Here is a 26518-nt window from a genome sequence, read left to right as displayed (position 1 = left end):
CTTATGCGCCAACCTGATATCGAGATTTACCTGAAGGACGCCGACGTCGACCACAAGCAGATTGCCGAGTGGCTCACCCAGGCGATCGGCCCGTGCAGCGAATGGAAGCAGAAAGGCCATACCTTCAAATGCCAGGCCGGTAACATTCCGGTCACTTGGTTACCCAAAGCTGTGGGGAAATGGAACAGCCTGTACCTGGAAAGTGACCAGACACCGTGGGCCGATGACGTGGCTTGCGCCCACGCCGCATTCGCCGCACTGGGTGTGGAAGTGCGCTGCGCGCCGGGTGGCTGGGTCGAGGAAGATGGGGAAGAGGATGCCGACCGCTGGGTCCGCATCAGCGCCGACGGTGAAGAGGAAATCACCTGGCGTACATCATAAAACTACAGCCTTGCTCATCTATGTAGGAGCGGGCTTGCCCGCGAACACGGGCGAAGCCCGTGCCAGTCACCGTGGTGGCTGCTTCGCGGGTAAACCCGCTCCTACAGCTTGAAACCAGAAGGCTCAGAGGCCCACTACGTCTTCGGCTTGCAGGCCTTTCTGGCCCTGCACGCAGGCGTATTCCACCCGCTGCCCTTCGACCAGGGTACGATGCCCCTCACCGCGGATCGCCCGATAGTGGACGAACACATCCGCACCACCTTCGCGCTGAATGAAGCCATAACCCTTGGCATCGTTGAACCACTTTACATTCCCAGTCTCACGAGACGACATCTGAACTACTCCGGATTTTTATTGTGAAGATCGCCTTGCAGGCATGGGGTTACCTGCCCCGTGCCAACGCCGCTTGCCGAAATATCCTGCAAGTGGCAGGCCGAGTATATGACACAGAACAAAAAAAATTGATGACGGTCCCGCAGTTGGCCGATTTTTGCTGAACTTACGCCGATACGGCAGACTAATTAGCTGGATACTCACCTGAACATCACACCCAGGGCACACACCCCATGACCCGTTCCCCCCTGCACCGCCTGATCTTCGGCGGCCTGCGTCGCCTGTTGTACCTGTGGGTGCGCTCCGAGACCATCAACCAGTCGTCCATGACCCTCAACCTCGACCGCAGCCGGCCGGTGTTCTATGCACTGCCCTCGCCGTCGCTCACCGACCTGGCCGTACTCGACCACGAGTGCACCAAGGCAGGGCTGCCGCGCCCGGTGCTGCCGGTAGCCGTCGGCCCACTGCAGGAGCCAGCCGCGTTCTTCTACCTGACCCCCGACCCGGACTGGCTCGGGCGCCAGGACAAAAGTGGCGCCCCCCCTACGCTTGAGCGCCTGGTGGCAGCCGTCAGCCAACACGCCGAAGAAGATGCGCAGATCATTCCAGTGAGCGTGTTCTGGGGACAGACCCCGGCCAGCGAATCCAGCCCGTGGAAGCTGCTGTTCGCCGACAGTTGGGCCGTGACCGGGCGCCTGCGCCGGCTGCTGACCGTGCTGATTCTGGGGCGCAAGACCCGCGTGCAGTTCTCCGCGCCGATCCACCTGCGCGAGCTGGTGCAGCACAACAAGGGCCACGAGCGCACCGTGCGCATGGCCCAGCGCCTGATGCGCGTGCATTTTCGCAACCTCAAGACTGCCGTCATCGGCCCGGATATCTCGCACCGGCGCAACCTGGTCAAAGGCCTCGTACACGCCCCGCAAGTGCGCCAGGCCATCGCCGACGAGGCGCAGCGCGAAAACCTGCCGCTGGCCAAGGCCGAGGCCCAGGCACTGCGCTATGGCAACGAGATCGCCTCGGACTACACCTACACCGCCATCCGTTTTCTCGAAGTGGTGCTCAGCTGGTTCTGGAACAAGATCTACGACGGCATCAAGGTCAACCACATCGAACAAGTGCAGGGCATCGCTCCCGGCCACGAAGTGATCTACGTACCGTGCCATCGCAGCCACATCGACTACCTGCTGCTGTCGTACCTGCTGTTCCGCAACGGCCTCACCCCACCGCACGTGGCGGCAGGCATCAACCTCAACATGCCAGTGGTGGGCAACCTGCTGCGCCGCGGTGGCGCGTTCTTCATGCGTCGCACCTTCAAGGGCAACCCGCTTTACACGGCGGTGTTCAACGAGTATCTGCACACCCTGTACACCAAGGGCTTCCCGGTCGAATACTTCGTCGAAGGTGGCCGCTCGCGGACCGGGCGCATGCTGCAGCCGCGCACCGGGATGCTGGCCATTACCTTGCGCAGCTTCCTGCGTTCATCACGTACGCCAATCGTGTTCGTACCGGTGTACATCGGCTATGAGCGCGTGCTCGAAGGCCGTACCTACCTGGGCGAACTGCGCGGCGCCAGCAAGAAGAAAGAGTCGGTGTTCGACATCTTCAAGGTGTTCGGTGCGCTCAAGCAACGCTTTGGCCAGGTGTACGTCAACTTCGGCGAACCGATCCGCCTGGCCGGCTTCCTCGACCAGCAGCAACCTGGCTGGCGTGAGCAGGATCACGGCCCGCAGTACCGCCCGGACTGGCTCAACGCCACCACCACCCGCCTGGGCGAGACCGTGGCCCGTCACCTCAACGAGGCGGCCGCCATCAACCCGGTCAACCTGGTGGCCCTGGCATTACTGTCCACCAGCCGCCTGGCCCTGGACGAGCGCGCCCTGACCCGTGTGCTCGACCTGTACCTGGCCTTGCTGCGCCAAGTGCCCTACTCGCCACACACCACCCTGCCCGACGGCGACGGCCAGGCGCTGATCGAACATGTGCGCAGCATGAACCTGGTGGCCGAGCAGAAAGACGCCCTGGGCCGCATCCTTTATCTGGATGAAGGCAATGCGGTACTGATGACCTATTACCGCAACAACGTGCTGCACATTTTCGCCCTGCCGGCGCTGTTGGCCAGCTTCTTCCTCAGCAGTTCACGCATGAGCCGCGAACTGCTGGGCCAATATGTGCACGCGCTCTATCCCTACCTGCAGGCCGAACTGTTCCTGCGCTGGACGCCAGAACAGCTGGACGAGGTGATCGACCAATGGCTGGCCGCCCTGGTCGAGCAGGGCCTGTTGCGCCAGGACAACGACCTGTACATCCGCCCGGCGCCCAGCTCGCGGCAGTTCGTGTTGCTGACCTTGCTCGCCCGCACCATCACCCAGACCCTGCAGCGCTTCTACATGGCCACGTCGCTGCTGATCAACAGCGGGCAGAACAGCCTCAGCGCCGAAGAACTGGAAGACCTGTGCGTGATGATGGCCCAGCGCCTGTCGATTCTGCACGGCCTGAACGCCCCGGAGTTCTTCGACAAGACGCTGTTCCGCCACTTCATCCAGACCCTGTTGCAGCAAGGCGTGCTGCACACCGACGCGCAAGGCAAGCTGGGCTATCACGACAAGCTCGGCGAGTTGGCCGAGGGCGTGGCCAAGCGTGTGCTCTCGGCCGAATTGCGCTTGTCGATTCGCCAGGTGGCCCTGCATCGTGACGACGGGCTGGAAACTTCGGCCATCTGAGGCTTTATCCGACGGGAAAATCCGCTACAGTCCCTGGGGTTGGCCACAAGCCAACGCCAAGGACTTCGGAGATACCATGAAAAAGCTCTTTATGCTGTGTTGCGCATCCCTGCTCGCAGCCTGTTCCAGCCAAACCCCATCCAACCAGGCCAGCCTGGACGGTGAAGTCTTCTACCTGCAGCGTATTGCCCTGCCGCCTGCCGCCACCCTGAGCGTGGAGCTGCAGGACGTCTCGCTGATGGACGCCCCTGCCGTGACCCTGGCCCGCCAGGCCGGCCCGGTCAAAGGCAACGTACCGCTGCCGTTCCACCTCACTTACGACCCGGCCCAGGTCAAACCCGGGCACCGCTATGCGGTGAGCGCGCGCATCGAGCTCGATGGCAAGTTGCTGTTCATCAATACCGAACACCATGGTGTCGCGCTCGACGGCAGTGACCCTCAATCGGTCCGCATCAAAGTCGACCCGATTCGCTGATACCCGTACTCATCCGTTTACAAGGAACGCTTCATGATCCGCACCTCCCTGCGCTTCACTACCCTGTGCGCCGGCCTACTGCTGTCGGCCAGCGCCCTGGCCCTGTCGCTGGGCGACCTGAGCCAGAAAGACGCCACCGGCGGCCTGAAAGATGCCCTGACCCAAGGCGCACAGCTGGCAGTCAAGCAGCTGAGCACCCCAGGCGGTTTCAACAACAACCCGGACGTGCGCATCGAGCTGCCAGGCAACCTGGGCAAAGCCGCCAAGGCCATGAAGATGTTCGGCAAGGGTGAACAGGTCGACGCCCTGGAAGCCAGCATGAACAAGGCCGCCGAAGCTGCCGTGCCGCAGGCCCAGGCGATTCTGGTGGATGCCGTGAAGAACATGAGCGTGAGCGATGCCAAGGGCATTCTCAGCGGCGGTGACGATTCGGCCACCCAGTACCTGAACAAGAGCAGCCGCGAGCAGATCCGCGCCAAGTTCCTGCCGATCGTCAAGCAGGCTACCGACAAGGTTGGCCTGGCCCAGCAGTACAACAACTTTGCCGGGCAGGCGGTAGCACTGGGCGTGGTCGACGCCAAGAGCGCCAGCATCGAGAACTACGTGACCGAGAAGGCACTGGATGGGCTGTTCGAGATGATTGGCAAGCAAGAGCAGAGCATTCGCCAGAACCCTGCGCAAGCAGCTACCAGCCTGGCCAAGAAGGTCTTCGGCGCCCTCTGATACACAACCTGTAGGAGCAGCCTTGTGCTGCGAAGAGGCCGGTGCAACAACATGAATTCTCATGTGCTGCACCGGCCTCTTCGCAGCACAAGGCTGCTCCTACAGACACACAGGGCGGTGAAGCCTGCTAGGTTTTCTTCACCCTGAACCACGCCGCATACAACGCTGGCAGGAACAACAGCGTCAGCACCGTGGCCACGATCAACCCGCCCATGATCGCCACCGCCATCGGCCCGTAGAACACGCTACGCGACAACGGGATCATCGCCAGCACCGCCGCCAACGCGGTCAGCACGATCGGCCGGAAGCGCCGCACCGTGGCCTCGATGATCGCCTGCCAACGCTCCATCCCCGCCGCGATGTCCTGCTCGATCTGGTCCACCAGAATCACCGAGTTGCGCATGATCATCCCCGCCAGGGCAATGGTGCCGAGCATGGCGACAAAGCCGAACGGCTGGCGGAACACCAGCAGGAACAGGGTCACGCCAATCAGCCCCAGTGGCGCGGTAAGGAACACCATGACCGTGCGCGAGAAGCTGCGCAGCTGGATCATCAGCAAACTCAGCACCACCACGATGAACAATGGCATGCCGGCATTCACCGATTTCTGCCCACGCTCGGAGTCTTCCACCGTGCCGCCCACTTCCAGCAGGTAGCCATCAGGCAGCTTGGCGCGGATGTCCTGCAGGGTCGGCAGAATCTGCTTCACCAGCGTTGCCGGCTGCTCCTTGTCGTAGATATCGGCACGTACGGTCACCGTCGGCAAGCGGTTGCGGTGCCAGATGATGCCTTCTTCAAAGCCGTACTCCAACGTCGCTACCTGCGACAGTGCCACGCTCTGGCCATTGTCGGTGGGCAACGCCAGGCTACCGAGGTTGCCCAGTTCGCTGCGTTCCTGCAGGGTGCCGCGCAGCAGGATCTCGATCAGCTCATTGTCCTCGCGGTACTGGCTGACGGTGCTGCCGATCAGCGAACTTTGCAGGAAACTCGCCAGGTGCGCGGTGCTCACCCCCAGGGCGCGGGCACGGTCCTGGTCGATTTCAAGGAACACCGCCTTGCTCGGTTCCTCCCAATCCAGGTGCACGTTCACCACATGCGGGTTTTCGCGCACCTTGTCAGCCACTTCACGGGCCAGTGCACGGGCCTTCTCGATGTGCTCGCCGGTCACCCGGAACTGCACCGGGTAGCCCACGGGCGGGCCGTTTTCCAGACGCGTGACCCGCGCCCGCAGGTCGGGGAACTGCTGGTCAACGGTGCTGATCAACCAGCTGCGCAGGCGCTCGCGGTCTTCCATCGACTTGGCCAGCACCACGAACTGGGCGAAGCTGGCTGCCGGCAATTGCTGGTCCAACGGCAGGTAGAAGCGTGGCGAACCGGTGCCCACATAGGCCACATAGTTGTCGATGCCCTCCTGCTGCTTGAGCAGCGCCTCCAGTTGCTTGACCCGCTCAGCGGTGTTGGCCAGCGAGGCGCCTTCGGCCAGCTTCAGGTCGACCATCAGCTCCGGTCGCCCGGACGCCGGGAAGAACTGCTGGGGCACGAAGCGGAACAGCAGAATGCTGCCGACAAAGGCGGCAATGGTCAGCAGGATCACCGTCTTGCGCCGCCGCACGCACCACTCCACTACCCGCCGCACACGCTGGTAGAACGGTGTGGCGTAAGGGTCAGGCGCATGGCCGTCCTTGCCGTGGCGCGCGGCATGCAGCTTGGCCAGGTCCGGCAGCAGGCGCTCGCCCAGGTACGGCACGAACACCACGGCCGCCACCCACGAGGTCAGCAACGCAATGGTAACCACCTGGAAGATCGACCGGGTGTATTCGCCGGTGCTGGAGGCCGCCGTGGCGATCGGCAAAAAGCCTGCCGCCGTGATCAGGGTACCGGTGAGCATCGGGAAGGCCGTGCTGGTCCAGGCATAGCTGGCCGCCTTGAGGCGGTCGTAGCCCTGCTCCATCTTGATCGCCATCATCTCCACGGCAATGATCGCGTCGTCCACCAGCAGGCCCAAGGCCAGCACCAGCGCGCCGAGGGAGATCTTGTGCAGGCCGATGCCGAAGTAATGCATGGCGGCAAAGGTCATGGCCAGCACCAGTGGGATGGCCAGCGCCACCACCAGGCCAGTGCGCAGGCCCAGCGAGAAGAAGCTCACCAGCAAGACGATGACCAGGGCCTCGACCAGCACCTGGACGAACTCGCCCACGCCGGCCTTCACCGCCGCTGGTTGGTCCGACACCTTGCGCAGCTCCATGCCGGCCGGCAAGTTGTGCGCCAGGCGTTCGAACTCGCCTTCCAGGGCCTTGCCCAGTACCAGGATGTCACCGCCGTCTTTCATCGACACGGCCAGGCCAATGGCATCCTCGCCCATGAAGCGCATGCGCGGTGCGGGTGGGTCGTTGAAGCCACGGTGCACCTCGGCGACATCACCGATACGGAAGGTGCGATCACCTACCCGAATAGGGAACTGGCGGATCTGCTCGACGCTGTCGAAACGCCCGCTCACGCGCAATTGCAGGCGCTCGCTGGGGGTCTCGAAGAAGCCGGCGGTGCTCACCGCGTTCTGCTCTTGCAACGCCTTCTGCACGGCCTCCAGCGGCACGCCAAGGGTGGCCAGCTTGAGGTTGGACAGCTCGATCCAGACCTTCTCGTCCTGAAGGCCGATCAGCTCGACCTTGCCCACATCCTTGACCCGCTGCAGCTGGATCTGGATACGGTCGGCGTAGTCCTTGAGCACCGCATAGTCGAAGCCCTCGCCGGTCAGCGCATAGATATTGCCGAAGGTGGTGCCGAATTCATCGTTGAAGAACGGGCCCTGGACTTCCGGCGGCAAGGTGTGGCGGATGTCCGCGACCTTCTTGCGGATCTGGTACCACAGCTCGGGGATGTCCTTGGAATGCAGTGAGTCGCGGGCCATGAAGGTGACCTGCGATTCGCCGGGGCGGGAGAACGAGACGATCTTCTCGTACTCGCCGGTTTCCATCAGCTTCTTCTCGATGCGCTCGGTCACCTGGCGCGACACTTCTTCAGCGCTGGCGCCGGGCCACAGGGTGCGGATGACCATGGCCTTGAAGGTGAACGGCGGGTCCTCGCTCTGGCCGAGCTTGGTGTAAGACATGGCGCCGATGGCCGCCAGCAGGATCATCAGGAACAGGACGATCTGGCGGTTGCGCAGCGCCCAGGCAGAAAGGTTGAAACCCATCGGGACTTACTCCTTGGCCGTCAGGTTCACTACACGGTTGCTGCGGTCCACGGGGCGTACCTCTTGGCCCTCGCGCAATACATGGCCACCGGCGGCGACCACCCAGTCCCCCGGGGCAAGGCCCTCGAGCACCGGCACACTGTCGCTGCCATAAGCCCCCAGGCGCACCGGCGCCCGCTCCAGGCGGCGGTCCTTGTTCACCCGCCAGACATAGGCCTGGCCGTTTTCCGCTGTAACTGCCGACAGTGGTACCGCCAACGGGATCTGCCCATCATGGGCGATGTACACCCGGGCGCTCTGGCCCAGTTCGGCCGGCGTGGCGGCGCTGGTAAAGGCGATGCGCGCCGCGAACGTGCGCGAACGCGGGTCGGCAGCCGGCGACAACTCGCGAATGCGCCCCTGGAAGCGTTGTTGCGGGTGCGACCACAACTCCACGCTCACCGATTGGCCCACGGCAAAGCGCGCGAACTGCTGCTCCGGCAGGCCGATGGCCACTTCCCGTTCGCCGTCGGCGGCGAGGGTGAACACGGTCTGCCCGGCGGCGACCACCTGGCCCACTTCAACCTGGCGCTTGGCGATCACCCCGGCCTGCGGCGCACGCAGCACGGCATACTCGGCCTGGTTGCCGGCCACGTCGTACTCGGCCTTGGCCTGCTTCAAGCGAGCAAGGCCTGCACGGTAGAGGTTTTCGGCGTTGTCGTACTGGGAGTGGCTGACCATCTGCCGCTCCAGCAGCTTCTGATAACGGTCGCGCTCGGCACGCACCAGCGACAGGTTGGCTTCGGCAGCGGCCAGCTGGGCGCGGTTGGCTTCCAGTTGCAGGCGCACGTCTTGCGGGTCCAGTTCGGCCAGCGGCTGGTCGGCCTTGACCCGCTGCCCCTCTTCGACCAGGCGCTTGCTGACCTTGCCGCCAATGCGGAAGGCCAGCTCCGGCTCGAAGCGCGCACGCACTTCACCCGGGTAACTGTCTGCAGCGGCTGCGGCCGGCTGCGGCTGCACCACCAGCGCCGGGCGCGGCGCGGCAGGTGGGGCGGCTTCCTGACCGCAGGCCGCCAGGAACAGCACGGCGGCAGCGGGCAGAGCGATGGACAAGGCATGGCGCAACATGATGAATCCTTTCGCGGAGGGCACTTCGAATATTTGTACTGACGGGTATATTAAGTCAGGCAAGCGATGGCGGGAAGCTGGCGGCACAAAGAAATTCAGCTGGTTTTCCAGCCGCTAAACGCTGTTGCCCGGCCCACAGCCAATCAACAACTTGCCCCGCCCCGCCACAGTCAAACACCGCTGGAACACATCGCAAGCCCCGCCCCACGGGCCTTCCACTGCCCGGCACGACCTGTGCAATCACCGGTACCTAACACCCTCGTTCATGTACTTGGAGTATTCCGATGACTGCCCTCGAACAGCACCTTCCAGCCCAAGCCAACGGCACCGACTACACCCGACTGGCCGCCCGCTTCCGGCCTATCTTCGCCCGCATTGCCGACTCCAGCGTGGAACGCGAGCGCAACCGCACCCTGCCCTACGAACCCATCCAGTGGCTCAAGGAGGCCGGCTTCGGCGCCGTGCGCGTGCCCGTCGAACAGGGCGGTGGCGGCGCCTCCTTGCCGCAGTTGTTCCAGCTACTGATCGAGCTGGCCGAAGCCGACTCCAACGTGCCCCAGGCCCTGCGCGGTCATTTTGCTTTCGTCGAAGACCGCCTCAACGCCCACGCCAGCGCACCACAGGATGTGTGGCTGCAGCGCTTCGTCGCCGGTGACCTGGTGGGTTGCGCCTGGACCGAGATCGGGGCGGTGAAAATTGGCGATGTCATCACCCGCGTTTCACGCCTGGGTGAGCAGTGGGTAGTCAACGGCACCAAGTACTACAGCACTGGCAGCCTGTTCTCCGACTGGATCGACCTGTTCGCCCGGCGCGACGACACCGGCGCCGATGTGATCGCCGCCATCCGCACTCAGCAGCCCGGTATCCGTCAGCGCGATGATTGGGACGGTTTCGGCCAGCGCACTACCGGCAGCGGTACCTCGGTGTTTGAAAATGCCGTGGTCGAGGAAGAGAACATCATCGATTTCGCCACCCGCTTCAAATACCAGACCGCGTTCTACCAACTGGTGCTGCTGGCGGTGATCACCGGCTCCGGGCGTGCCGCCGTGCGCGACTTCAGCCAGGAAACCCGCAAGCGCACCCGGGTGTTCAGCCATGGCAACGGCGCTGCCGTCAGCCAGGACCCACAGGTGCTGCAAGTGATCGGCAAGGCCTCGGGCCAGGTGTATGCCGCCGAAGCCGCGACCCTGCGCGCCGCCGAGGCCATCCAGCAGGCCTACCTGGCACGCTTTTCCAATGATTCGGCCGCTGAGCAGCAAGCCAATCTGGTTGCCGAGCTGGAATCGGCCCAGGCGCAAGTGGCCGCCATCGACCTGGTACTGCGCGCCACCAGCGACCTGTTCAATGCCTTGGGCGCTTCCACCACCAGCACCAGCCGCCAGCTCGACCGCCACTGGCGCAACGCCCGCACGGCGGCTTCGCATAACCCGGTGATCTACAAGGAGCGGATTATCGGCGACTGGCAGGTGAACGGTACCGAACCACCGTATGTGTGGCAGATTGGTGGGGGTGCCAAGCAGTCCTGAGTCATCGCACTGGGGCTGCTGCGCAGCCCATCGCAGGCAAGCCAGCTCCTACAGTGACCGCACGTGTCTGAAGATCTGCGCAATACCTGTAGGAGCTGGCTTGCCTGCGATGGGCCGCAAAGCGGCCCCGGCTATTTCAGACAGGTTCGGCTTGACGGCCAAGGTCGCGGTAGCCAGCCGCCGGGTGGCTGGCCGGCAGCCGTGGGCCGTCGCCGAACAGTTTCTCGCGCAGGGTGCCAGGGCGATATTCAGTCTTGTAGGCGCCGCGTTGCTGCAGCTCCGGCACCAGCAGCTCGACCACGTCACGGAAGGTTTCGTGGGCCAGGGCATAGGTCAGGTTGAAGCCATCGACATCGGTTTCTTCAACCCAGGCCTGCAGTTCGTCCGCCACGGTTTGCGCGCTGCCGACGATCAGTGGGCCAAAGCCGCCGATGCCGACCCAGTCGGCCAACTCCTGCACCGTCCACTGCTTGTTCGGGTCGGCGGTGGAAAACGCTTCCACAGCCGACTGGATGGCGTTGGTGTGGATATGCTCCAGCACCTGGTCGGGCTGGTACTCGCTGAAGTCGATGCCGGTCCAGCCAGAGATCAGCGCCAGGGCGCCTTCGTAGCTGGCGTAACTTTTCAACTCCTGCCATTTGGCCTGGGCCTTGGCGTCGGTCTCGTCGACGATCACCGTCTGCATGTTGAAGATCAGCACCTTGCGCGGGTCGCGCCCCGCCTCGGCAGCGCGGCGACGAATATCGGCCACGGTCTTTTTCAGGATGACCTTGGACGGCGCAGCGACGAACACGCATTCGGCGTGGCCGGCGGCAAAATTTTTGCCGCGGCTGGACGCCCCTGCCTGATACAACACGGGCGTGCGCTGCGGCGAAGGTTCGCAGAGGTGGATACCCGGAACCTGGAAGTGCTTGCCCTGATGGCGGATCTCGTGGACTTTGCGCGGGTCGGTGAACAGGCCGGTTGCACGGTCACGCACCACCGCATCGTCCTCCCAGCTGCCTTCGAGCAGCTTGTACAGCACCTCCAGGTATTCGTCGGCGAAGTCGTAGCGGGCATCATGGTCGCTCAGCGCTTTCTGCCCCAGGTTGCGTGCGCCGCTGTCGAGGTAGGAGGTGACGATGTTCCAGCCGATGCGGCCCTTGGTCAGGTGGTCCAGGGTCGACAGCCGCCGAGCGAACGGGTACGGGTGCTCGAACGTCAGCGAGGCGGTCAGGCCGAAACCCAGGTGCTCGGTAACCAGTGCCATGGGCGTGATCAGTGCCAGCGGGTCGTTCACCGGCACCTGGGCCGCCTGACGGATGGCGGCATCGCCATTACCGCCGAGTACATCGTAGATGCCGATCACGTCAGCGATGAAGATGCCGTCGAACTTGCCGCGCTCCAGCAGCTTGGCCAGGTCGGTCCAGTACTCCAGGTCCTTGTACTGCCAGGCGCGGTCCTTGGGGTGGCGCCATAAGCCGGGCGACTGGTGGCCGACACAGTTCATTTCGAAGGCGTTCAAACGAATTTCACGTGGCATGGGGACTCCTGCTCGATAGGCTCGGCACCCTTTTCAGATGCCCTTGCAGCTTTGTGAACACGATTCATGCCAACAAAATAAACTTTATAAATCAGTAACTTATGCATATTTAAAACAGCACTGGTGCCTGACTGACGACATCACTGTCGATCAACTGTCCGCTGGCAGACAGCAGCCATTGTGACCTGGTTTTAGCCGGATCGCGCCTGACCCGTTAAGATGGGCGTTCTTCAACCAGATGCAGACCACAATGTCCAACGACGCACCCATCGGCCCGGGCCGGCCCAAGGACCTGGCCAAGCGCGAGGCGATTCTCGAAGCGGCCAAGACGCTGTTCCTCAGCCTTGGCTACGCCAACACCAGCATGGATGCGGTCGCTGCGGCGGCAGGTGTTTCAAAGCTCACCGTTTACAGCCACTTCACCGACAAGCAAACCTTGTTTTGCTCGGCGGTCATGGCCACCTGCCAGATCCAGTTGCCTGACCTGCTGTTCGAGTACCCCGAGGGCGTCGCGGTGGAAGAGGTGCTGCTGACCATTGCCCGTGGCTTCCAGGCACTGATCAGCAGTGACGAGGCGGTCAAGCTCAGCCGCCTGATCATGGCCCAGGGCAGCCTGGACCCAAGTTTTGGCGAGTACTTCTACGAGGCCGGGCCCAAGCGCGTGCTGGCGGGGATGGAAGCGCTGCTGCGCGGGGCACACGAGCGCGGGCTGCTGCGCATCGACAACCCGCTGCATGCGGCGGAGCACTTTTTCTGCCTGGTCAAGGGTGCGCCGGATTACCGGTTGCTGCTTGGGTGTGCGGGGCCGCTGGAGGGCGACGAGGCCGAGGCGCATGTGCGCGAGGTGGTGGGGGTGTTCCTGCGGGCGTTCCAACCCTGAAGCTGTGGGCGTGGGAGTGGGCACGCCCGCTCCCACCATGGCCGGATTGACCGACCCTATAGGGTGAATCAGGTTTTCAGCGCTTTCTTCGGGTAAATGTCATACCGGCTCGACTTGCCTTCCAGGCTATGGCTTGGCTTCGGCCCGTCGATGATCGGTGCCTTGCGCGGGCGCTTCACCACCACCCGGTGGCTGGCCAGCGCCAAGGCCGCCTCGAGCAGCGCCGGGGCATCCAGGTCATCGCCCACCAATGGCCGGAACACACGCATTTCCTTTTTCACCAAGGCGCTCTTGTCCCGATGCGGGAACATCGGGTCAAGGTAGATCACCTGCGGCGCCTCCCCTTCCCAACTGCGCATGCGCTCGATGGCGTTGCCAGTCAGCAGCCGCATGCGCCCGACAATCGGCCCTACTTCTTCATCCGCGCGCGCCCGCGCCAGGCCATCCTCCAGCAGCGCGGCAATCAGCGGCTGGCGTTCGATCAGGGTCATCTGGCAGCCAAGGCTGGCCAGCACGAACGCATCCTTGCCCAGCCCCGCCGTGGCATCCAGCACTTGTGGCCGCACGCCCTGGGCGATGCCGACAGCCTTGGCGATCATCTGCCCATTGCCACCGCCAAACTGGCGCCGGTGCGCGGCCTGGCCTTCGACGAAGTCCACTCGCACCGGGCCAGGTGCCTGCGGCCCCAACTGCTGGATCTGCAAACCATCAGCGCCGACCTGCACGGCGAAATCAGCAGCCTCGTCGTGCAGCGGCAGCGCGAGGCGCTCGGCCCACGCAGCGGCTTGCGCCTCGAATTCAGCCGACAACGCCTCGACTCGGATACCTGTGCCCTGCTCTTCCATCACGTACACCTGAAAATTGAACCCCGCCATTAATGTATCGGCCGTCACAGCCGATACAGGCAATATCCCGCTATTCTGCCAGAGCACAACGCGCGCGACTGCCATGTCAGATACTCTTCCCATCGGCTTGACCTATTTGTCGCCTGTCGGCAACTACAGTCAGCACAACACCCAGGCACTCGGGGGCGTCAGCCACCTGTGGCAGGATTTTTTCGCCCGGGCCATGGCCGAGCAACAGGAAGAGCCGGTAGACAGCGTCAGCCAGTCGTTCGTGCAGTACGACCACGACAGCGGTGAACCCATCGGCGGCGCCCGTGCACTGGCCATGATCGACGCCCAGCGTGCCTGCCCGGTGCAAGACACCGTGGTAGCACCGCCCGAGCCACTGTTCCTGCCCAAGGCAGAGCTCGAAGCCAAGCTGCTACCGCCCGCCCCAGAGCCGTTCAGCGCCATCGAACTGATCGAGCAGCAGCGCCAGCTCGACATTGACAACAGTTGGCTACGCCCGGTGGTGATGAGCCAGGGCCAACCCATTGCCGAGCCAGGCCCAGGCCCTGCTCCAAGGTCTCTGTTCCTGCCTATCGCCGAGTTCGAAACCCACCTTCTGGACCCGGCGCCCGAACCGTTCGACGACGCTACCCTGGCCAAACAGCAGAACGACCTGGCGTTCGACATGCACTGGGCGCGCCCGGTGGTGCTGAACAACGTTCGCGCTCACGCCTGAGCAAGGGCACACCCGCCAGCCAGCAGCGCCAGCACTCCCCTTGTCAGCGGCGGAACAGGTCGTTGAGCTGGGCGAAGGGCAGTGCCTGCTCGCCGTAGCCGAACGTGCCCTCATCGCGGATTTCCAGTGCGGCCCGGTGCAAGGCCCCGAGTGCGGCACGGGCCAGAGACGAGCCCACGCTGATGCGGCGCACGCCCAGGTCCTGTAGCTGGTTCACGCTCAACGGCACGCCCGCCATGCCCATCAGTACATTCACCGGCCGCGGCGCGACTGCCTGCACCACCGCGCGGACTTCCTCCACGGTGCGCAGCCCTGGGGCATAAAGAACGTCGGCACCGGCCTCGGCATAGGCCTGCAGGCGCAGGATGGTGTCGTCCAGGTCCATGCGACCATGCAGCAGGTTTTCTGCCCGTGCGCACAAGGTGAACGGGAATGGCAGGCTACGCGCAGCCTGCACAGCGGCGCGCACGCGCTCCACGGCCAGGCCTAAGTCGTAGATGGGCGCATCGCTGCGGCCACTGGCATCTTCGATGGAGCCGCCTACCAGGCCAGTTTCGGCAGCACGCAGGATGGTCTGAGCACAGGCTTCAGGCAAGTCGCCAAAGCCGTTCTCCAGGTCGGCAGCTACCGGCAATGCGGTGGCATCGACGATCTCGCCGGCATTGTCCAGGGTATCGTCCAGGCTCAAGGCCCCTTCGGCATCCGGGCGGCCCAGGCTGAAGGCCAGGCCGGCGCTGGTGGTCGCCAGCGCTTCGAAGCCCAGGCTCGCCAGCAACTTGGCGGACCCGGCATCCCACGGGTTGGGGATGACGAACGCACCGTCGCGCTCGTGTAGCGCCTTGAAGGCTTCGGCTCGCAGGGTTTGCACATCCATGGTTCAACCTCCGGCAGTCAGGGAAAAGTCAGAGTAGCCCCAGTTGTTCGACCTCGGGCGCGCGCGGCAATTCCGGCAAGGGTGCAAGGCCCGGCAAGCGTGCCATCAGCCGCTGGTGAAAGCGTTGAGCCAACGCCGCTGCCAAGCGGTTGTCCGAGGTGTGCAGGAAGATGTAGGGGCTGCGTCCTTCTTCGATCCACCCAGCCACCTTGTCCACCCAAGGTGTGAGAAACGTCTCGTTGGCATCCAGTTCCGGATGGCCGATAAAACGCACCTGCGGGTGCTGGCTGAAGGCTGCAGGGCGTGGCGGCACCTTGGGCTTTTTCGACTGCGCATGCAGCACGGCAGGGTCGCGGGAGGTGCAACTGAACAGCGCACGCGGGTCGAGGCAGATACGCTCGATACCGCGTTCGTGCAACAAGCGGTTGAGCAGGCGCTCTTCATCGCCCTTGGCGAAAAAGGCCTGGTTGCGCACCTCCACCGCCACTGGCACGGCGATTTCATCGAGGAAGTGGCAAAGCTCGCCCAAGCGTGCAGGGCCGAATTGAGCCGGAAGCTGCAGCCAGTATGGCGATACGCGCTGGCCCAGCGGGGCCATCAGCCGGGTGAAGTCAAAAGCTGGCTCAAGCTGATCACGCAGGTCGCCCTCGTGGCTGACGTCCCTTGGAAACTTGGCGGTAAAGCGAAAGTGCGCGGGCATCACCTGCGCCCAGCGGGCAATGGTGCCGGCGGCGGGGCGTGCGTAGAACGTGGTGTTGCCTTCGACGGCATTGAACACTTGGCTGTAGAAACCAAGCATTTGATTACTGTTGGCGTCAGCGGGGTACAGGTAGTCGCGCCAGGCGTTTTCGCTCCACGACGGGCAACCGAGAAAGTAAGGCAGTGGTGATGGATTCATCCACTAAATGTACAGGTCGAGCCCCAGTACTTCCATGTCCCAGTCGGTAAAACCGGCGGTGCTCAGGTAGCTGGCCAGTGCAGTGGCGGTGCGCCGGTCACGGGCGCGGGGGAACACCATGTCCTGCTGACGGGCTGGCAGGCCACCGCTGCGGCGGCGGGCGCTGGCTTCCTGCGGGGCGGCTTCGGCCTCTTCGATCACCTCGGCGTCGTCGATGGCCTCGTCGCGCACCGCTGCCTTGCGCGCAGGGCGCTTGACCGGATAGGACTGCGATGAGAAACCGTCGATACGCATGGCATGAGCACTCAGGACCAATGATGGCAATTTAGCAGCATCAGAGTTCCGTCGCTAATGCTTGAGTGATAACTGGACCACAGATCGCACAAATGGTTTTAGCGTGATCGGCGATAACCGACGAACAGCACTCACTGTTTCTTGGGCGTAGCCACATTATCGCGCAGATAGACCGGTTGCGCCTGCTCGGCGACGATTGCCTCGCCACGTGCCCAGGCGAAGCTGGCCAGGCTGAGCACGTCCAGGGCATTGGGCAAGGCGTTGGCATTGCTGGCCGCCACCTGCACTGCCAGGCGCTCGGCATAGCCCCAGCCGGTACCGGCACCGAACCACTCGCCATGGCTGTCGGCTGGCAACGCAACCTGTTCGGGCGGCAGCACCGCCTCGCGGCCCACCAGGCGCATTTCACCCGCCGTGGCCTGGTAGCAGCCCCAGTACACTTCATCCATGCGCGCATCGATGGCAGCGGCCACCTGCTGCACGCCATGCTCACGCAATGCCCCCTGAGCCAGCGCGGCCAGGTTGGACACCGGCAGCACCGGCCGTTCGAGCGCGAAGGCCAGGCCCTGGACCACGCCAATGGCAATGCGCACACCGGTGAACGCGCCCGGGCCACGGCCAAAGGCGATGGCATCCAGCGCATTCAGTGCCACGCCAGAATCGGCCAGCAGCTGCTTGATCATCGGCAGCAGCTTCTGGGCATGCATGCGCGGAATCACCTCGTAATGGCTGGTTACCTTGCCGTCATGCAACAGCGCGACGGAACAGGCTTCGGTGGCGGTATCCAGGGCCAGCAGGGTGGTCATCGAACGGGTATCCAGGTGCGAATGAAAAAGAGCGGCAGTATAGAGCAGCAGCGGCGTTGTGTCCCGAAGGGGCGCTGTGCGGCCCCAAACGACAACGGCCCGCAAGCGGGCCGTTGTCGAGATACGCAAGGCGCTGGATCAGCTCAGGGCTGCCAGTACCTTGGCGGTGATGGCTTCGACCGAGCCGACACCTTCGATGTGGCTGTACTTCGGCTTCCCAGCATTGGCGGCCGACAGCTTCTGGTAGAAGTCCACCAGCGGCTTGGTCTGGCTGTGGTAGACCGACAGGCGATGGCGAACGGTTTCTTCCTTGTCGTCGTCGCGCTGGATCAGGTCTTCACCCGTCTCGTCGTCCTTGCCTTCCACTTTCGGCGGGTTGTACTGAATGTGGTAGGTGCGGCCCGAGGCCAGGTGCACGCGGCGGCCAGCCATGCGGCCAACGATTTCTTCGTCGTCCACGGCGATTTCGACCACGGCGTCGATGTCGACACCAGCAGCGACCATGGCTTCGGCTTGCGGGATGGTGCGTGGGAAACCGTCGAACAGGCAGCCATTGGCGCAATCAGGCTGGGCGATGCGCTCCTTGACCAGGCTGATGATCAACTCGTCGGAAACCAGCTGGCCAGCATCCATGACTTTCTTCAGCTCCAGGCCCAGCGGGGTGCCGGCCTTGACGGCGGCACGCAGCATGTCACCGGTGGAGATCTGAGGGATACCGAACTTTTCGGTGATGAACTTTGCCTGAGTACCTTTACCGGCCCCGGGAGCTCCCAGCAGAATTACGCGCATCTCGTGCTCCTCAAATTTTTTTATGAAATTCAATGGATTCGGCGACCAGGGCCAAGTCCGGAAAATCGGGTATGACCACAAATCGGTCAGAAGGCTGCTCAAGATACACAGCGCTCGGCAGCCAGACAAGCGTCCCAAAGTTGCAGGAATGCGCCACTTGCGGCTGACCGGGCAGGCGGTTGCGCCCGGCGCAACCACCCTCCCCGACCTTGAGCCGGGTATGCCCGGCACTCGCCAGGCATGGCCCGGGCATGCCCTCAGCCGGTGTTGCGCAACCCGGCGGCGATACCCGCCACGGTCACTAGCAAGGCCTGCTCCAACGGGCTGTCCAGAGCGGCTTCGCGGCTGCGCGAGCGGGCCAGCAACTCGGCCTGCAGGCGGTGCAACGGGTCCAGGTAGGTGTTGCGCAGGCTGATGAATTCCAGCGTCTCGGGGCTGTGCGCCAGTAGCACCGGCTGCCCGGTCAGGCCCAGCACCACCTGGCACGACTGCGACAATAGGTCGCGCAGGTGCGTACCTAAAGGAAGCAAGTGCGGTTGCACTAGACGTTCGTCGTAGGCCTCGGCAATTTGCGTATCGGCCTTGGCCAGCACCATTTCCAACATGTCGATGCGGGTGCGGAAGAACGGCCATTGCTCGCGCATCTGCGCCAGCAACTCACCCTGGCCACGGGCCAAGGCATTGCTCAGCGCGGTTTCCCAACCCAGCCAGGCTGGCAGCATCAGGCGGGTCTGGGTCCAGCCGAAGATCCACGGTATGGCCCGCAGGCTTTCGATACCCCCGGCACGTCGCTTGGCCGGGCGGCTGCCCAGCGGCAGGCGCCCCAGTTCCTGCTCTGGCGTCGACTGGCGGAAGTATTCGACGAAGTCGGGGTTCTCCCGCACCACGCCGCGGTAGGCCTGCACGCCATCGGCGGCCAGTTGGTCCATCACCTCGCGCCAAGCCGGCTGCGGGGGCGGTGGTGGCAACAGCGTGGCTTCGAGCACGGCAGCCAGGTACAGGTTGAGGTTTTGTTCGGCAATGCCCGGCAAGCCGAACTTGAAGCGGATCATCTCGCCCTGTTCGGTAGTACGGAAACGCCCCGCCACCGAACCCGGAGGCTGCGACAGGATCGCCGCATGAGCCGGGCCACCGCCCCGCCCAACCGTGCCGCCGCGGCCGTGGAACAGCAGCAGCTCGACCTGGTGCTCGGCACAGATACGCACCAGGTTTTCCTGGGCCCGGTACTGCGCCCAGGCGGCGGCCGTGGTGCCGGCATCCTTGGCTGAGTCCGAGTAGCCGATCATCACTTCCTGCGGGCCGCGCAGGGCAGCGCGGTAGCCCGGCAGGCCGAGCAGGCGCTGCATCACCGGGCCGGCGTTGTCGAGGTCGGCGAGGGTTTCGAACAGCGGTACCACGCGCATGGGGCGGGTCAGGCCGGCTTCCTTGAGCAGCAGTTGCACGGCCAGCACATCCGAGGCGGCGCCGGCCATGGAGATGACGTACGAGCCCAGCGAAGCCGCCGGCGCAGCGGCGACTTCCCTGCAAGTGGCCAGCACTTCGGCAGTGTCCGCTTGCGGCTTGAAATGCGCGGGTAGCAGCGGCCGACGGTTTTTCAGCTCGGCCTGGAGGAACTCGATGCGCTGCTCTTCGTCCCAATCGGCGTAACGCCCCAGGCCCAGATAGTCGGTGATTTCGGTCAGTGCATCGCGGTGGCGAGCAGCGTCCTGGCGCACGTCCAGGCGGCCCAGGAACAGGCCGAAGGTGACGGCGCGGCGCAGGCAGTCGAGCAGCGGGCCTTCGGCGATCACGCCCATGCCGCATGCGTGCAGCGACTGGTAGCACAGCTCCAACGGCGCAATCAGGTCGCGGTTGTCCATCAGGACGTCGGCACCGGCCGGCTGGTTGCTGCCCAAGGCCGAATGCGCCCAGGCCCGCGTCGCACGCAAACGGTCGCGCAGTTGCTTGAGCACGGCGCGGTAGGGTTCGGCGCTGTCGCCGACACGTTCACGCAAGGTATCGTTGGCCTGCTGCATGGACAGCTCCGCGGCCAGTGCATCGATGTCGCGCAGGAACAGGTCGGCGGCCATCCAGCGCGCCAGAAGCAGCACTTCGCGGGTGACGGCAGCGGTCACGTTGGGGTTGCCATCACGGTCCCCCCCCATCCACGAGGCAAAGCGGATCGGCGCGGCCTCCAGCGGCAAGCGCAGGCCAGTGGCCTCCAGCAGGGCCTTGTCGACCTTGCGCAGGTGGCTGGGGATGGCGTGCCACAGCGAATGCTCGATCACCGCGAAGCCCCACTTGGCTTCGTCTACCGGCGTGGGTCGGGTGCGGCGGATTTCTTCGGTGTGCCAGGCTTCGGCGATCAACCGACGCAGCCGTTCGCGGACCTGTTGGCGTTCGGCAGGCGTCAGGTCGCGGTGGTCCTGCGCGGCCAGTTGGCCGGCGATGGCGTCGTATTTCTGGATCAGCGTACGGCGAGCGACTTCAGTAGGGTGAGCAGTGAGCACCAGCTGGATGTCGAGCTTGGCCAATTGCCGGGCCAGGGCATCGTTGCTGTGGCCGGCCTGCTTGAGGCGCGCCAGCAACTCGGGCAGTACCCGCGCTTCGAACGGTTCGGGCTGATCGGCGTCGCGGCGGCGGATCAACTGGTACTGTTCGGCCATGTTGGCCAGGTTGAGGAACTGGTTGAAGGCTCTGGCCACGGGCAGCAGGTCTTCTTCGGCCAGGTCCGCCAAGGTCGAGCTCAGTTGCTCGCCGGGGCCGCGCCGGTCGGCCTTGGCACTGTGGCGAATGTCCTCGATCTTCTGCAGGAACGCATCGCCATGCTGCTGGCGAATGGTTTCGCCAAGCAGCTCTCCCAACACATGGACATCTTCACGCAAACGCACATCGATATCGGTCATTGGCCCTCTCTTTGGCGCGGCTCTGGCGCACTCCTGTACACAACTCTGCCGAAGAGTGCCCCCAGCCGAGCAGCCATGGCAAGCCGTGATCAGCCAAAGCAAACTAAAGTGAAAGCACAGCACTCCCATGCCATGCAGCCTTATCAGGCGTAACCAGAGGTCATCATGAAAATCCGTGAGCTCGCCCAGCACTGGGAACAAAATGCCGCTGGCACTCTAAGCCGCACAGGCCATGTCCTGCACCTTGACCTGGAGTCCGAGGCGCGGCTGGCCGCACTGATCGATATGTACCCCAAGCGCACCGCCGAGGAATTGCTCGGTGAACTGGTGGCCGCTGCCCTCGAAGAATTGGAGGCCAGTTTCCCTTATGTGCAAGGCCGCCAGGTCATCGCCACCGACGAAGAAGGCGACCCGCTGTACGAAGACGTCGGCCCTACACCACGCTTTCTTTCCCTGTCGCGCCAGCACCTGCACAGCTTGAGCAACACCGCTGTCGACAGCGAAAAATAACCCGCCTCCTACGTTCCGGGCCCCTGAAAGGCCCGGAATACCGCCTTCGGCCGAGAAAGTTCCAGTAAATCCTCGCTGACCAAACAGTCAGAAATAAATCCACGCCCAGCGCATTTTTTTCTGAACCATTCGAAAAACGCTCGAGTCGGAGCCAATAGCCATCACGCTAAAACCCTGCACACAACCCTCGTGCACCGTTCAGCTGAAGCGCGCGGTTTTGTCAGGGATTGAGCGATGGACTGCTACGGACATCGTCGTTATCAGGAGTGATCCAATGGAGCTGACCACCATGAAGACCCGCACCAGCAAACTGTCATCCTCTCATGTGCGCGGGTTCAAGCTGGCCGCGCTGGCCCTCGGCAGTAGCCTGGTCCTGGCCGGCTGTGCGGGCAACCCGCCCACCGAGCAGTATGCCGTTACCCAGTCCGCCGTGAACTCCGCCGTCAGCGCTGGCGGTACCGAGTTTGCCGCCGTGGAAATGAAAGCGGCCCAGGACAAGTTCAAGCAAGCCGAAATCGCCATGCACGACAAGAAATACGACGAGGCCAAGCGCCTGGCCCAGCAGGCCGAGTGGGACGCACGCCTCGCCGAACGCAAGGCCCAGGCGGCCAAGGCCCAGAAGGCCGTGCAGGATGCCCGCCAGGGCGTTCAGGACGTACGTGAGGAAGGCCTGCGCAGCGCTCAATGAGCCCTGCCCCGCCAACCTTAGCCTTCGCACACGATCAAAGGATGAACACTATGCGCAAACACGTCATGATTCCCGCCCTGCTGGCCCTGAGCGTCGGTCTTGCTGCCTGCTCGCACGACCCGAATGCCAACCTGGAAGCGGCCCGCAGCAACTTCTCCTCGCTGCAGAGCGACCCGCAATCGAGCAAGGTCGCGGCACTGGAGACCAAGGACGCTCAGGACTGGCTGAACAAGGCCGACAAGGCCTACATGGACCGTGAAGACCAGAAGCAGGTCGACCAACTCGCCTACCTGACCAACCAACGCGTTGAAGTGGCCAAGCAGACCATTGCCCTGCGTACCGCTGAAGGCGAGCTGAAGAACGCCTCGGCCCAACGCGCCCAGGCCAAGCTGGATGCCCGCGACGCGCAGATCGCCAAGCTGCAGGACAGCCTCAACGCCAAGCAGACCGACCGCGGTACGCTGGTGACCTTCGGCGACGTGCTGTTCGACTTCAACAAGGCCGAACTCAAGAGCAACGCCTACCCGAACATCACCAAGCTGGCGCAGTTCCTCCAGGAAAACCCGGAGCGCAAGGTGATCGTCGAGGGCTACACCGACAGCGTCGGCTCGGCCAACTACAACCAGAGCCTGTCCGAGCGTCGCGCTGGCGCCGTGCGCATGGCGCTGGTGCGTGCTGGCGTGGACCCTGCGCGCATCGTCGCCCAGGGTTACGGCAAGGAGTTCCCGGTAGCGGACAACGGCAGCAACTCAGGGCGTGCGCAGAACCGCCGGGTGGAGGTGACCATCTCCAACGACAACCAGCCGGTGGCACCGCGTACGGTGAGCCAGGTGAACTAGTCCGCCGATAGCGTTATGGGGCCTGCGAGATCGAGCGCCGCCCGCGCGGCGCATCGCGAGCGAAGCTCGCTCCTACATTTGTTTCGGGCCAATTATTCCTGGGGGATTTGCGCGCGAACGCCTTGGCGCATGACTTGATATTGCGTCGTACAAACAAGGCGGTCGCGCGCTCCTGTCACAGGCGTTACTGGCCAAAAACAAACGTAGGAGCGAGCGCAGCTCGCGATGCGCCGCGCGGGCGGCGCTCGATCTCGCCGGCGCTGAAAATGCTACGTCGAACATTCACTGCACCTGCTGCGGGGTTTCCTCGCCCATGCAGCGCACCGCGCGCTTGCGGTTGTCCACCAGCACGCCGGTCAGGCCTTTTTGCTGGGTGTCGAACAGCACCAGCACACCATCGACACACTGGGCCACCTGCGGCGCCGGGTCCAGCGAGACCTTGTAGTCCTCGCCAGGAATGGTCTTGAGCATGGTGAAGTCCTGCAGCAACAGGGCATCCTCGGGTTTGGCGAAATGCAGGTAACCGTAGTACCACAAAGCCCCCACCGTCACGATGATGCTGCCGACGCCTGTCAGGATCAGCGGGATGGCGTTGCGTTCTTCACTCATTGCTTGTTCTTCTCGTCAGGGAAATTGGGCACTTCGGCAAGCCGCCGCAGGCCGTTGAAATGGCTAGGGTCATCGAGGAAACGCAGCATCACCTGGCGCCAGGTCGGGTCGGCGAAGGTCTGCACGTGGCCGCCTCGGGTCAGTTGCAGCACCCGTGGTGGTGGCGCGTGCTGGTACAGGCGAATGCCGTTGTCCATCGGCACCAGGTTGTCGTCGATGCTGTGGAAAAACAGCTTCGGCGGGCTACTCAACCGCTCGATCGAGCGGATCGCGCTGTCGCCGTCCGGCACCAGCCACGACAGCGGCACCTGCAGCGGCCAGGTCATCCATGAGGTGCTGAGGGCATAGCGCCCCACCGCGCGGTAGCTGGCCGGCACACCATCGAACACCAGTGCGCTGAAGCGCTGGCGCTGCTCAGGGTGGGCCGCCAGATAGTGAATGGCCATGGCGCCACCCAGGCTCTGCCCCAGCAGCACCAGCGGCTTGCCCTTGACCTCGGGCGCCTGGTCCAGCCAGGCCATGGCGGCGGCAATGTCCTCGTACACGTCCGGCAGGCTCGGCTGGCCCTGGGACAAGCCGTAACCTCGGTAATCGATCATCAACACCTGGTAGCCCTGCTCCGGCAGCCAGTAGCTACCCCCCAAATGCCCAGGCAGGTTGCCGCCGTTGCCATGCAGGTGCAGCACCGTGCCCTTGACCTCGGCGCCGGCCTTGGCCGGTAGCCACCAACCGTGCAGGCGGATGCCATCAGCCGTGGTCAGGGTGACATCGCGGTATTCCAACTTGGCTCGCTCTGGCGTGAAGGCCTGGCCACGCTCGGGGTAGAACAGCAGGCTACTGCAGCCGCCAAGGCCCAACAGCACCAAGCCCAGGGCCAGCAGGCGGCAGCACTCAGAGAATGTTCGCGTAGTCGGCTTCAATACGGTCCAGGCTCAGGTGGTTGAGGAAGTTGGAGAAGCACATCCAGGCCGACAGCGCGTTAAGGTCGCGGAACTGTTCGGGCAGGTACTTGGGCGGCTCGACCAACCCCTCCTCGACCAGCTGACGCAGGGTGCGCATGTCTTCCAAGGTGGTCTTGCCACAGAACAGCAATGGGATCTGTTCCAGCTTGCCCTTCTTCACGGCCAACTGAATGTAGTTGTAAACCATGATGAAGCCCTTGAGGTAGGACAAGTCCTTGGTGAATGGCAGGCCATTGGGTACCGAGCCGCGGAACACTCGGCTGGCGTTGCTGTAGCTCTGCGCCATCTCGAAGCCCTGCTCGCGGAAGAAATTGAACACCTGGAGGAAATCGGCGCCCTCCTCGACCATGTGGATCGCGCGGGTGCGATTGGTGAGCTTGCGCAAGCGGCTGGGGTAGGAGGCAAAGGCAATCACTTCCATGAGGATGGCCAGGCCTTCCTGGGTCACCGTCGACGAGGGCGGGCCCTTGGCCAGGAAGGTACAGATAGGCTGGTTCTGGCCATTCAGTGTGGTGCCCACGTGCACCAGCCCTTCGTGCACCTCCAGGGCGCGCACGTCGCGGACGTTGAACATGGCGTCGGCGCGCACCTTGATGTAGTCGGCACCGGCCGCAGCATCGGCGACGATGCCATCAGACTCGAATACGCGAATGGTTTCCTCGGCCTCGCCGAACACCTTGTTCAGACGGCGCTGGAGAATGTCCACGGCCTCTTTGGCCGTCAGGTTCTTTGGTTCGTCCTTGAGGTCACCTCGGCCGTCGATGTTGTTCAGGTAGTCGGAGAACATCATGCCGAGGTCGGCCAGGGTCGGGTCACCGGCGTGGAAAGCATCCGAGGCTGCGCCGTACAGCTCCTGGGAGATCAACCCGAAGTCCTCGGTGCCGCGCGCTTCGAGCATGCGCACCACCATGCGGTACTCGCGGCACATGCGCTTCATGATCTGCCCGACCGGGTTGAACTGGCCTAGCTGGCGAATGATGTCGCGCTCGATGCCCTGGAACTCGGCCTTGACCGCGCTGGAGTCGAACGACAGCGGGCGCGACTGGTAGTAGGCGCGGTCAACCGCCGGCGGCTCCTTGCCCTTGGCCTTGAGAAAGCCCTGGCGAATATTGTCGTCCCATTTCACCGCGTCCAAGACCCGGATCGGGGTCTGGGCCGCGACGATGCGGTCGGACAATGCACGAATGGTTTGCTGGTATTCGTCCACCGGGGACTCCTTATCTGCGTCGGCCTCGATCCCTGTAGGAGCAGCCTTGTGCTGCGAAGAGGCCAGTATCGGCAGCAAATATCTTCTGTCTTACCGGCCCTTTCGCAGCACAAGGCTGCTCCTACCGGGATCGCATTGCAATTTCAAACCATGAACAGGCCGGTAACAGGCAACTACTTGCCTGAGCGCTGGAACCGCGCCACCTCGACGAACAGGTCGGAGTTGGCCGGGTCGTCCAGGTAGGCCAGCACCCGGGCCGACGGGCTGTCGATCAGCACGCCGTCGCCGTTGTCTTCCGGCACCTCGGTGCTACGCCCGGTCAGTTCCTTCTTGTCCACCGCCTGCTGCACCTGCTCGACATCCAGGTTGTAGACCACCAGCTCCTTGCCATCGACGATATCGAAACCACCGATCAGGAAATTGCCACCCAGGCGCTTGGGCACGCCGGCCGACAGGTACCAGCGGTTGCCGTGGCGCGACACGGTGAACACGTATTCCTCCGGGGCCTTGCCCTTGGCAGTGGCCACCGCCTTGTAGGCATCGCCACCGCTGCGGCTGATCACCAGTTTCAGCGGCTCGCCCCAGGCGTCCTTGCTGCTCCACTTGCCAAGCAAGGCCTTGGGCGCCGCCTGATTGCTGGGCAAAGGCTCATGGAAGGTCACCAGACAACCGCCCAGCAGCAGGAATGACAGAGTCAACAACACCACACGCCAGGCTTTCATCAGGTT

25 protein-coding genes are annotated in these 26518 nt (G+C 63.8%); 10 read left to right on the top strand and 15 right to left on the bottom strand.

From position 1 onward, the window contains the following. The first annotated feature begins 3 nt into the window (after positions 1 to 3). A complete protein-coding gene (locus ACNFBR_RS04320; RefSeq protein ID WP_416733810.1) occupies positions 4 to 381 on the top strand; it encodes a hypothetical protein in 378 nt (125 codons plus the stop codon). A gap of 123 nt (positions 382 to 504) precedes the next feature. On the opposite strand, the gene ACNFBR_RS04315 is transcribed toward ACNFBR_RS04320, so the two are convergent. Beyond that, on the bottom strand, positions 505 to 714 hold the full coding sequence (locus ACNFBR_RS04315) for a cold-shock protein (RefSeq protein WP_003252255.1): 210 nt from the start codon (positions 712 to 714) through the stop codon (positions 505 to 507). 233 nt (positions 715 to 947) lie between these two features. On the opposite strand from ACNFBR_RS04315, the gene plsB reads away from it, so the two are divergent. The 3 genes from plsB to ACNFBR_RS04300 all read left to right on the top strand — a co-directional run bounded on the left by plsB (position 948) and on the right by ACNFBR_RS04300 (position 4632). After that, the gene (gene plsB, locus ACNFBR_RS04310) at positions 948 to 3434 is read left to right on the top strand and encodes a glycerol-3-phosphate 1-O-acyltransferase PlsB (RefSeq protein ID WP_416733809.1); all 2487 of its coding nucleotides are present in this window, start codon (positions 948 to 950) and stop codon (positions 3432 to 3434) included. A 76-nt stretch (positions 3435 to 3510) separates the two neighbouring features. After that, positions 3511 to 3909, top strand: coding sequence for a YbaY family lipoprotein (locus ACNFBR_RS04305; protein WP_012270814.1), 399 nt, complete (start codon positions 3511 to 3513; stop codon positions 3907 to 3909). 33 nt (positions 3910 to 3942) lie between these two features. Beyond that, entirely contained in the window at positions 3943 to 4632 is a 690-nt protein-coding gene (locus ACNFBR_RS04300) for a DUF4197 domain-containing protein (protein ID WP_416733808.1), read from the top strand. 127 nt (positions 4633 to 4759) lie between these two features. Here ACNFBR_RS04300 and ACNFBR_RS04295 read toward each other — a convergent pair whose 3' ends face one another. Beyond that, on the bottom strand, positions 4760 to 7825 hold the full coding sequence (locus tag ACNFBR_RS04295) for an efflux RND transporter permease subunit (RefSeq protein WP_416733807.1): 3066 nt from the start codon (positions 7823 to 7825) through the stop codon (positions 4760 to 4762). Between the two features lie 6 nt (positions 7826 to 7831). Then, positions 7832 to 8932, bottom strand: coding sequence for an efflux RND transporter periplasmic adaptor subunit (locus tag ACNFBR_RS04290; protein ID WP_416733806.1), 1101 nt, complete (start codon positions 8930 to 8932; stop codon positions 7832 to 7834). A gap of 284 nt (positions 8933 to 9216) precedes the next feature. Here ACNFBR_RS04290 and ACNFBR_RS04285 point away from each other — a divergent pair, with 284 nt between their 5' ends. Further along, complete coding sequence (locus tag ACNFBR_RS04285; protein ID WP_416733805.1) at positions 9217 to 10458, top strand: acyl-CoA dehydrogenase family protein; 1242 nt, start codon at positions 9217 to 9219, stop codon at positions 10456 to 10458. 136 nt (positions 10459 to 10594) lie between these two features. Here ACNFBR_RS04285 and ACNFBR_RS04280 read toward each other — a convergent pair whose 3' ends face one another. Beyond that, positions 10595 to 11980 carry an LLM class flavin-dependent oxidoreductase gene (locus ACNFBR_RS04280; protein ID WP_416733804.1) on the bottom strand — a complete coding sequence of 462 codons (1386 nt, stop codon included), beginning with the start codon at positions 11978 to 11980 and terminating at the stop codon, positions 10595 to 10597. 238 nt (positions 11981 to 12218) lie between these two features. On the opposite strand from ACNFBR_RS04280, the gene ACNFBR_RS04275 reads away from it, so the two are divergent. Next, positions 12219 to 12860, top strand: a complete 642-nt coding sequence (locus ACNFBR_RS04275; RefSeq protein WP_416733803.1) for a TetR/AcrR family transcriptional regulator C-terminal domain-containing protein — start codon at positions 12219 to 12221, stop codon at positions 12858 to 12860. A gap of 68 nt (positions 12861 to 12928) precedes the next feature. Here ACNFBR_RS04275 and ACNFBR_RS04270 read toward each other — a convergent pair whose 3' ends face one another. Further along, on the bottom strand, positions 12929 to 13705 hold the full coding sequence (locus ACNFBR_RS04270; protein ID WP_416733802.1) for a class I SAM-dependent methyltransferase: 777 nt from the start codon (positions 13703 to 13705) through the stop codon (positions 12929 to 12931). A 103-nt stretch (positions 13706 to 13808) separates the two neighbouring features. Between ACNFBR_RS04270 and ACNFBR_RS04265 the strand changes: the two genes are divergently transcribed. Further along, complete coding sequence (locus ACNFBR_RS04265; protein ID WP_416733801.1) at positions 13809 to 14429, top strand: energy transducer TonB; 621 nt, start codon at positions 13809 to 13811, stop codon at positions 14427 to 14429. 43 nt (positions 14430 to 14472) lie between these two features. Here the strand turns inward: ACNFBR_RS04265 and ACNFBR_RS04260 are convergent, their stop codons facing one another. The 6 genes from ACNFBR_RS04260 to ppc all read right to left on the bottom strand — a co-directional run bounded on the left by ACNFBR_RS04260 (position 14473) and on the right by ppc (position 20975). Then, the gene (locus tag ACNFBR_RS04260; RefSeq protein ID WP_416733800.1) at positions 14473 to 15303 is read right to left on the bottom strand and encodes an isocitrate lyase/PEP mutase family protein; all 831 of its coding nucleotides are present in this window, start codon (positions 15301 to 15303) and stop codon (positions 14473 to 14475) included. 28 nt (positions 15304 to 15331) lie between these two features. Next, positions 15332 to 16201 (bottom strand): DUF72 domain-containing protein, encoded by an 870-nt coding sequence (locus tag ACNFBR_RS04255; RefSeq protein ID WP_416733799.1) that lies wholly within the window; start codon positions 16199 to 16201, stop codon positions 15332 to 15334. 3 nt (positions 16202 to 16204) lie between these two features. Further along, positions 16205 to 16495, bottom strand: a complete 291-nt coding sequence (locus tag ACNFBR_RS04250; protein ID WP_416733798.1) for a hypothetical protein — start codon at positions 16493 to 16495, stop codon at positions 16205 to 16207. A gap of 131 nt (positions 16496 to 16626) precedes the next feature. Beyond that, positions 16627 to 17301 carry a tRNA (adenosine(37)-N6)-threonylcarbamoyltransferase complex dimerization subunit type 1 TsaB gene (tsaB, locus tag ACNFBR_RS04245; protein WP_416733797.1) on the bottom strand — a complete coding sequence of 225 codons (675 nt, stop codon included), beginning with the start codon at positions 17299 to 17301 and terminating at the stop codon, positions 16627 to 16629. Between the two features lie 138 nt (positions 17302 to 17439). Beyond that, complete coding sequence (gene adk, locus ACNFBR_RS04240) at positions 17440 to 18090, bottom strand: adenylate kinase (protein WP_016712963.1); 651 nt, start codon at positions 18088 to 18090, stop codon at positions 17440 to 17442. A 257-nt stretch (positions 18091 to 18347) separates the two neighbouring features. Continuing rightward, positions 18348 to 20975 carry a phosphoenolpyruvate carboxylase gene (ppc, locus tag ACNFBR_RS04235; protein ID WP_416733796.1) on the bottom strand — a complete coding sequence of 876 codons (2628 nt, stop codon included), beginning with the start codon at positions 20973 to 20975 and terminating at the stop codon, positions 18348 to 18350. A 165-nt stretch (positions 20976 to 21140) separates the two neighbouring features. Here ppc and ACNFBR_RS04230 point away from each other — a divergent pair, with 165 nt between their 5' ends. The 3 genes from ACNFBR_RS04230 to ACNFBR_RS04220 all read left to right on the top strand — a co-directional run bounded on the left by ACNFBR_RS04230 (position 21141) and on the right by ACNFBR_RS04220 (position 23012). Then, positions 21141 to 21485: a pilin assembly protein gene (locus ACNFBR_RS04230; RefSeq protein ID WP_416733795.1), complete on the top strand. Its 345-nt coding sequence runs from the start codon at positions 21141 to 21143 to the stop codon at positions 21483 to 21485. Positions 21486 to 21759: 274 nt separating this feature from the next. Continuing rightward, positions 21760 to 22173: a DUF4398 domain-containing protein gene (locus ACNFBR_RS04225; RefSeq protein ID WP_416733794.1), complete on the top strand. Its 414-nt coding sequence runs from the start codon at positions 21760 to 21762 to the stop codon at positions 22171 to 22173. A 50-nt stretch (positions 22174 to 22223) separates the two neighbouring features. Next, the gene (locus ACNFBR_RS04220; RefSeq protein WP_416733793.1) at positions 22224 to 23012 is read left to right on the top strand and encodes an OmpA family protein; all 789 of its coding nucleotides are present in this window, start codon (positions 22224 to 22226) and stop codon (positions 23010 to 23012) included. A gap of 282 nt (positions 23013 to 23294) precedes the next feature. On the opposite strand, the gene ACNFBR_RS04215 is transcribed toward ACNFBR_RS04220, so the two are convergent. The 4 genes from ACNFBR_RS04215 to ACNFBR_RS04200 form a co-directional block, all read right to left on the bottom strand. After that, positions 23295 to 23621, bottom strand: coding sequence for a hypothetical protein (locus ACNFBR_RS04215; RefSeq protein WP_003252219.1), 327 nt, complete (start codon positions 23619 to 23621; stop codon positions 23295 to 23297). Beyond that, complete coding sequence (locus tag ACNFBR_RS04210) at positions 23618 to 24541, bottom strand: alpha/beta hydrolase (protein WP_416733792.1); 924 nt, start codon at positions 24539 to 24541, stop codon at positions 23618 to 23620. The genes ACNFBR_RS04215 and ACNFBR_RS04210 overlap by 4 nt, the downstream gene beginning before the upstream one ends. Further along, positions 24513 to 25790 (bottom strand): flavohemoglobin expression-modulating QEGLA motif protein, encoded by a 1278-nt coding sequence (locus ACNFBR_RS04205; protein WP_012270793.1) that lies wholly within the window; start codon positions 25788 to 25790, stop codon positions 24513 to 24515. The genes ACNFBR_RS04210 and ACNFBR_RS04205 overlap by 29 nt, the downstream gene beginning before the upstream one ends. Before the next feature lie 173 nt (positions 25791 to 25963). After that, positions 25964 to 26512, bottom strand: coding sequence for a hypothetical protein (locus tag ACNFBR_RS04200; RefSeq protein ID WP_003258915.1), 549 nt, complete (start codon positions 26510 to 26512; stop codon positions 25964 to 25966). Positions 26513 to 26518 lie beyond the last annotated feature (6 nt).

The organism is Pseudomonas sp. NY11955, assembly GCF_048068035.1.
Lineage (GTDB): Bacteria > Pseudomonadota > Gammaproteobacteria > Pseudomonadales > Pseudomonadaceae > Aquipseudomonas.
Note: the sequence above shows the minus strand (reverse complement) of the source record. Positions and strands in the feature narration are given on the sequence as shown.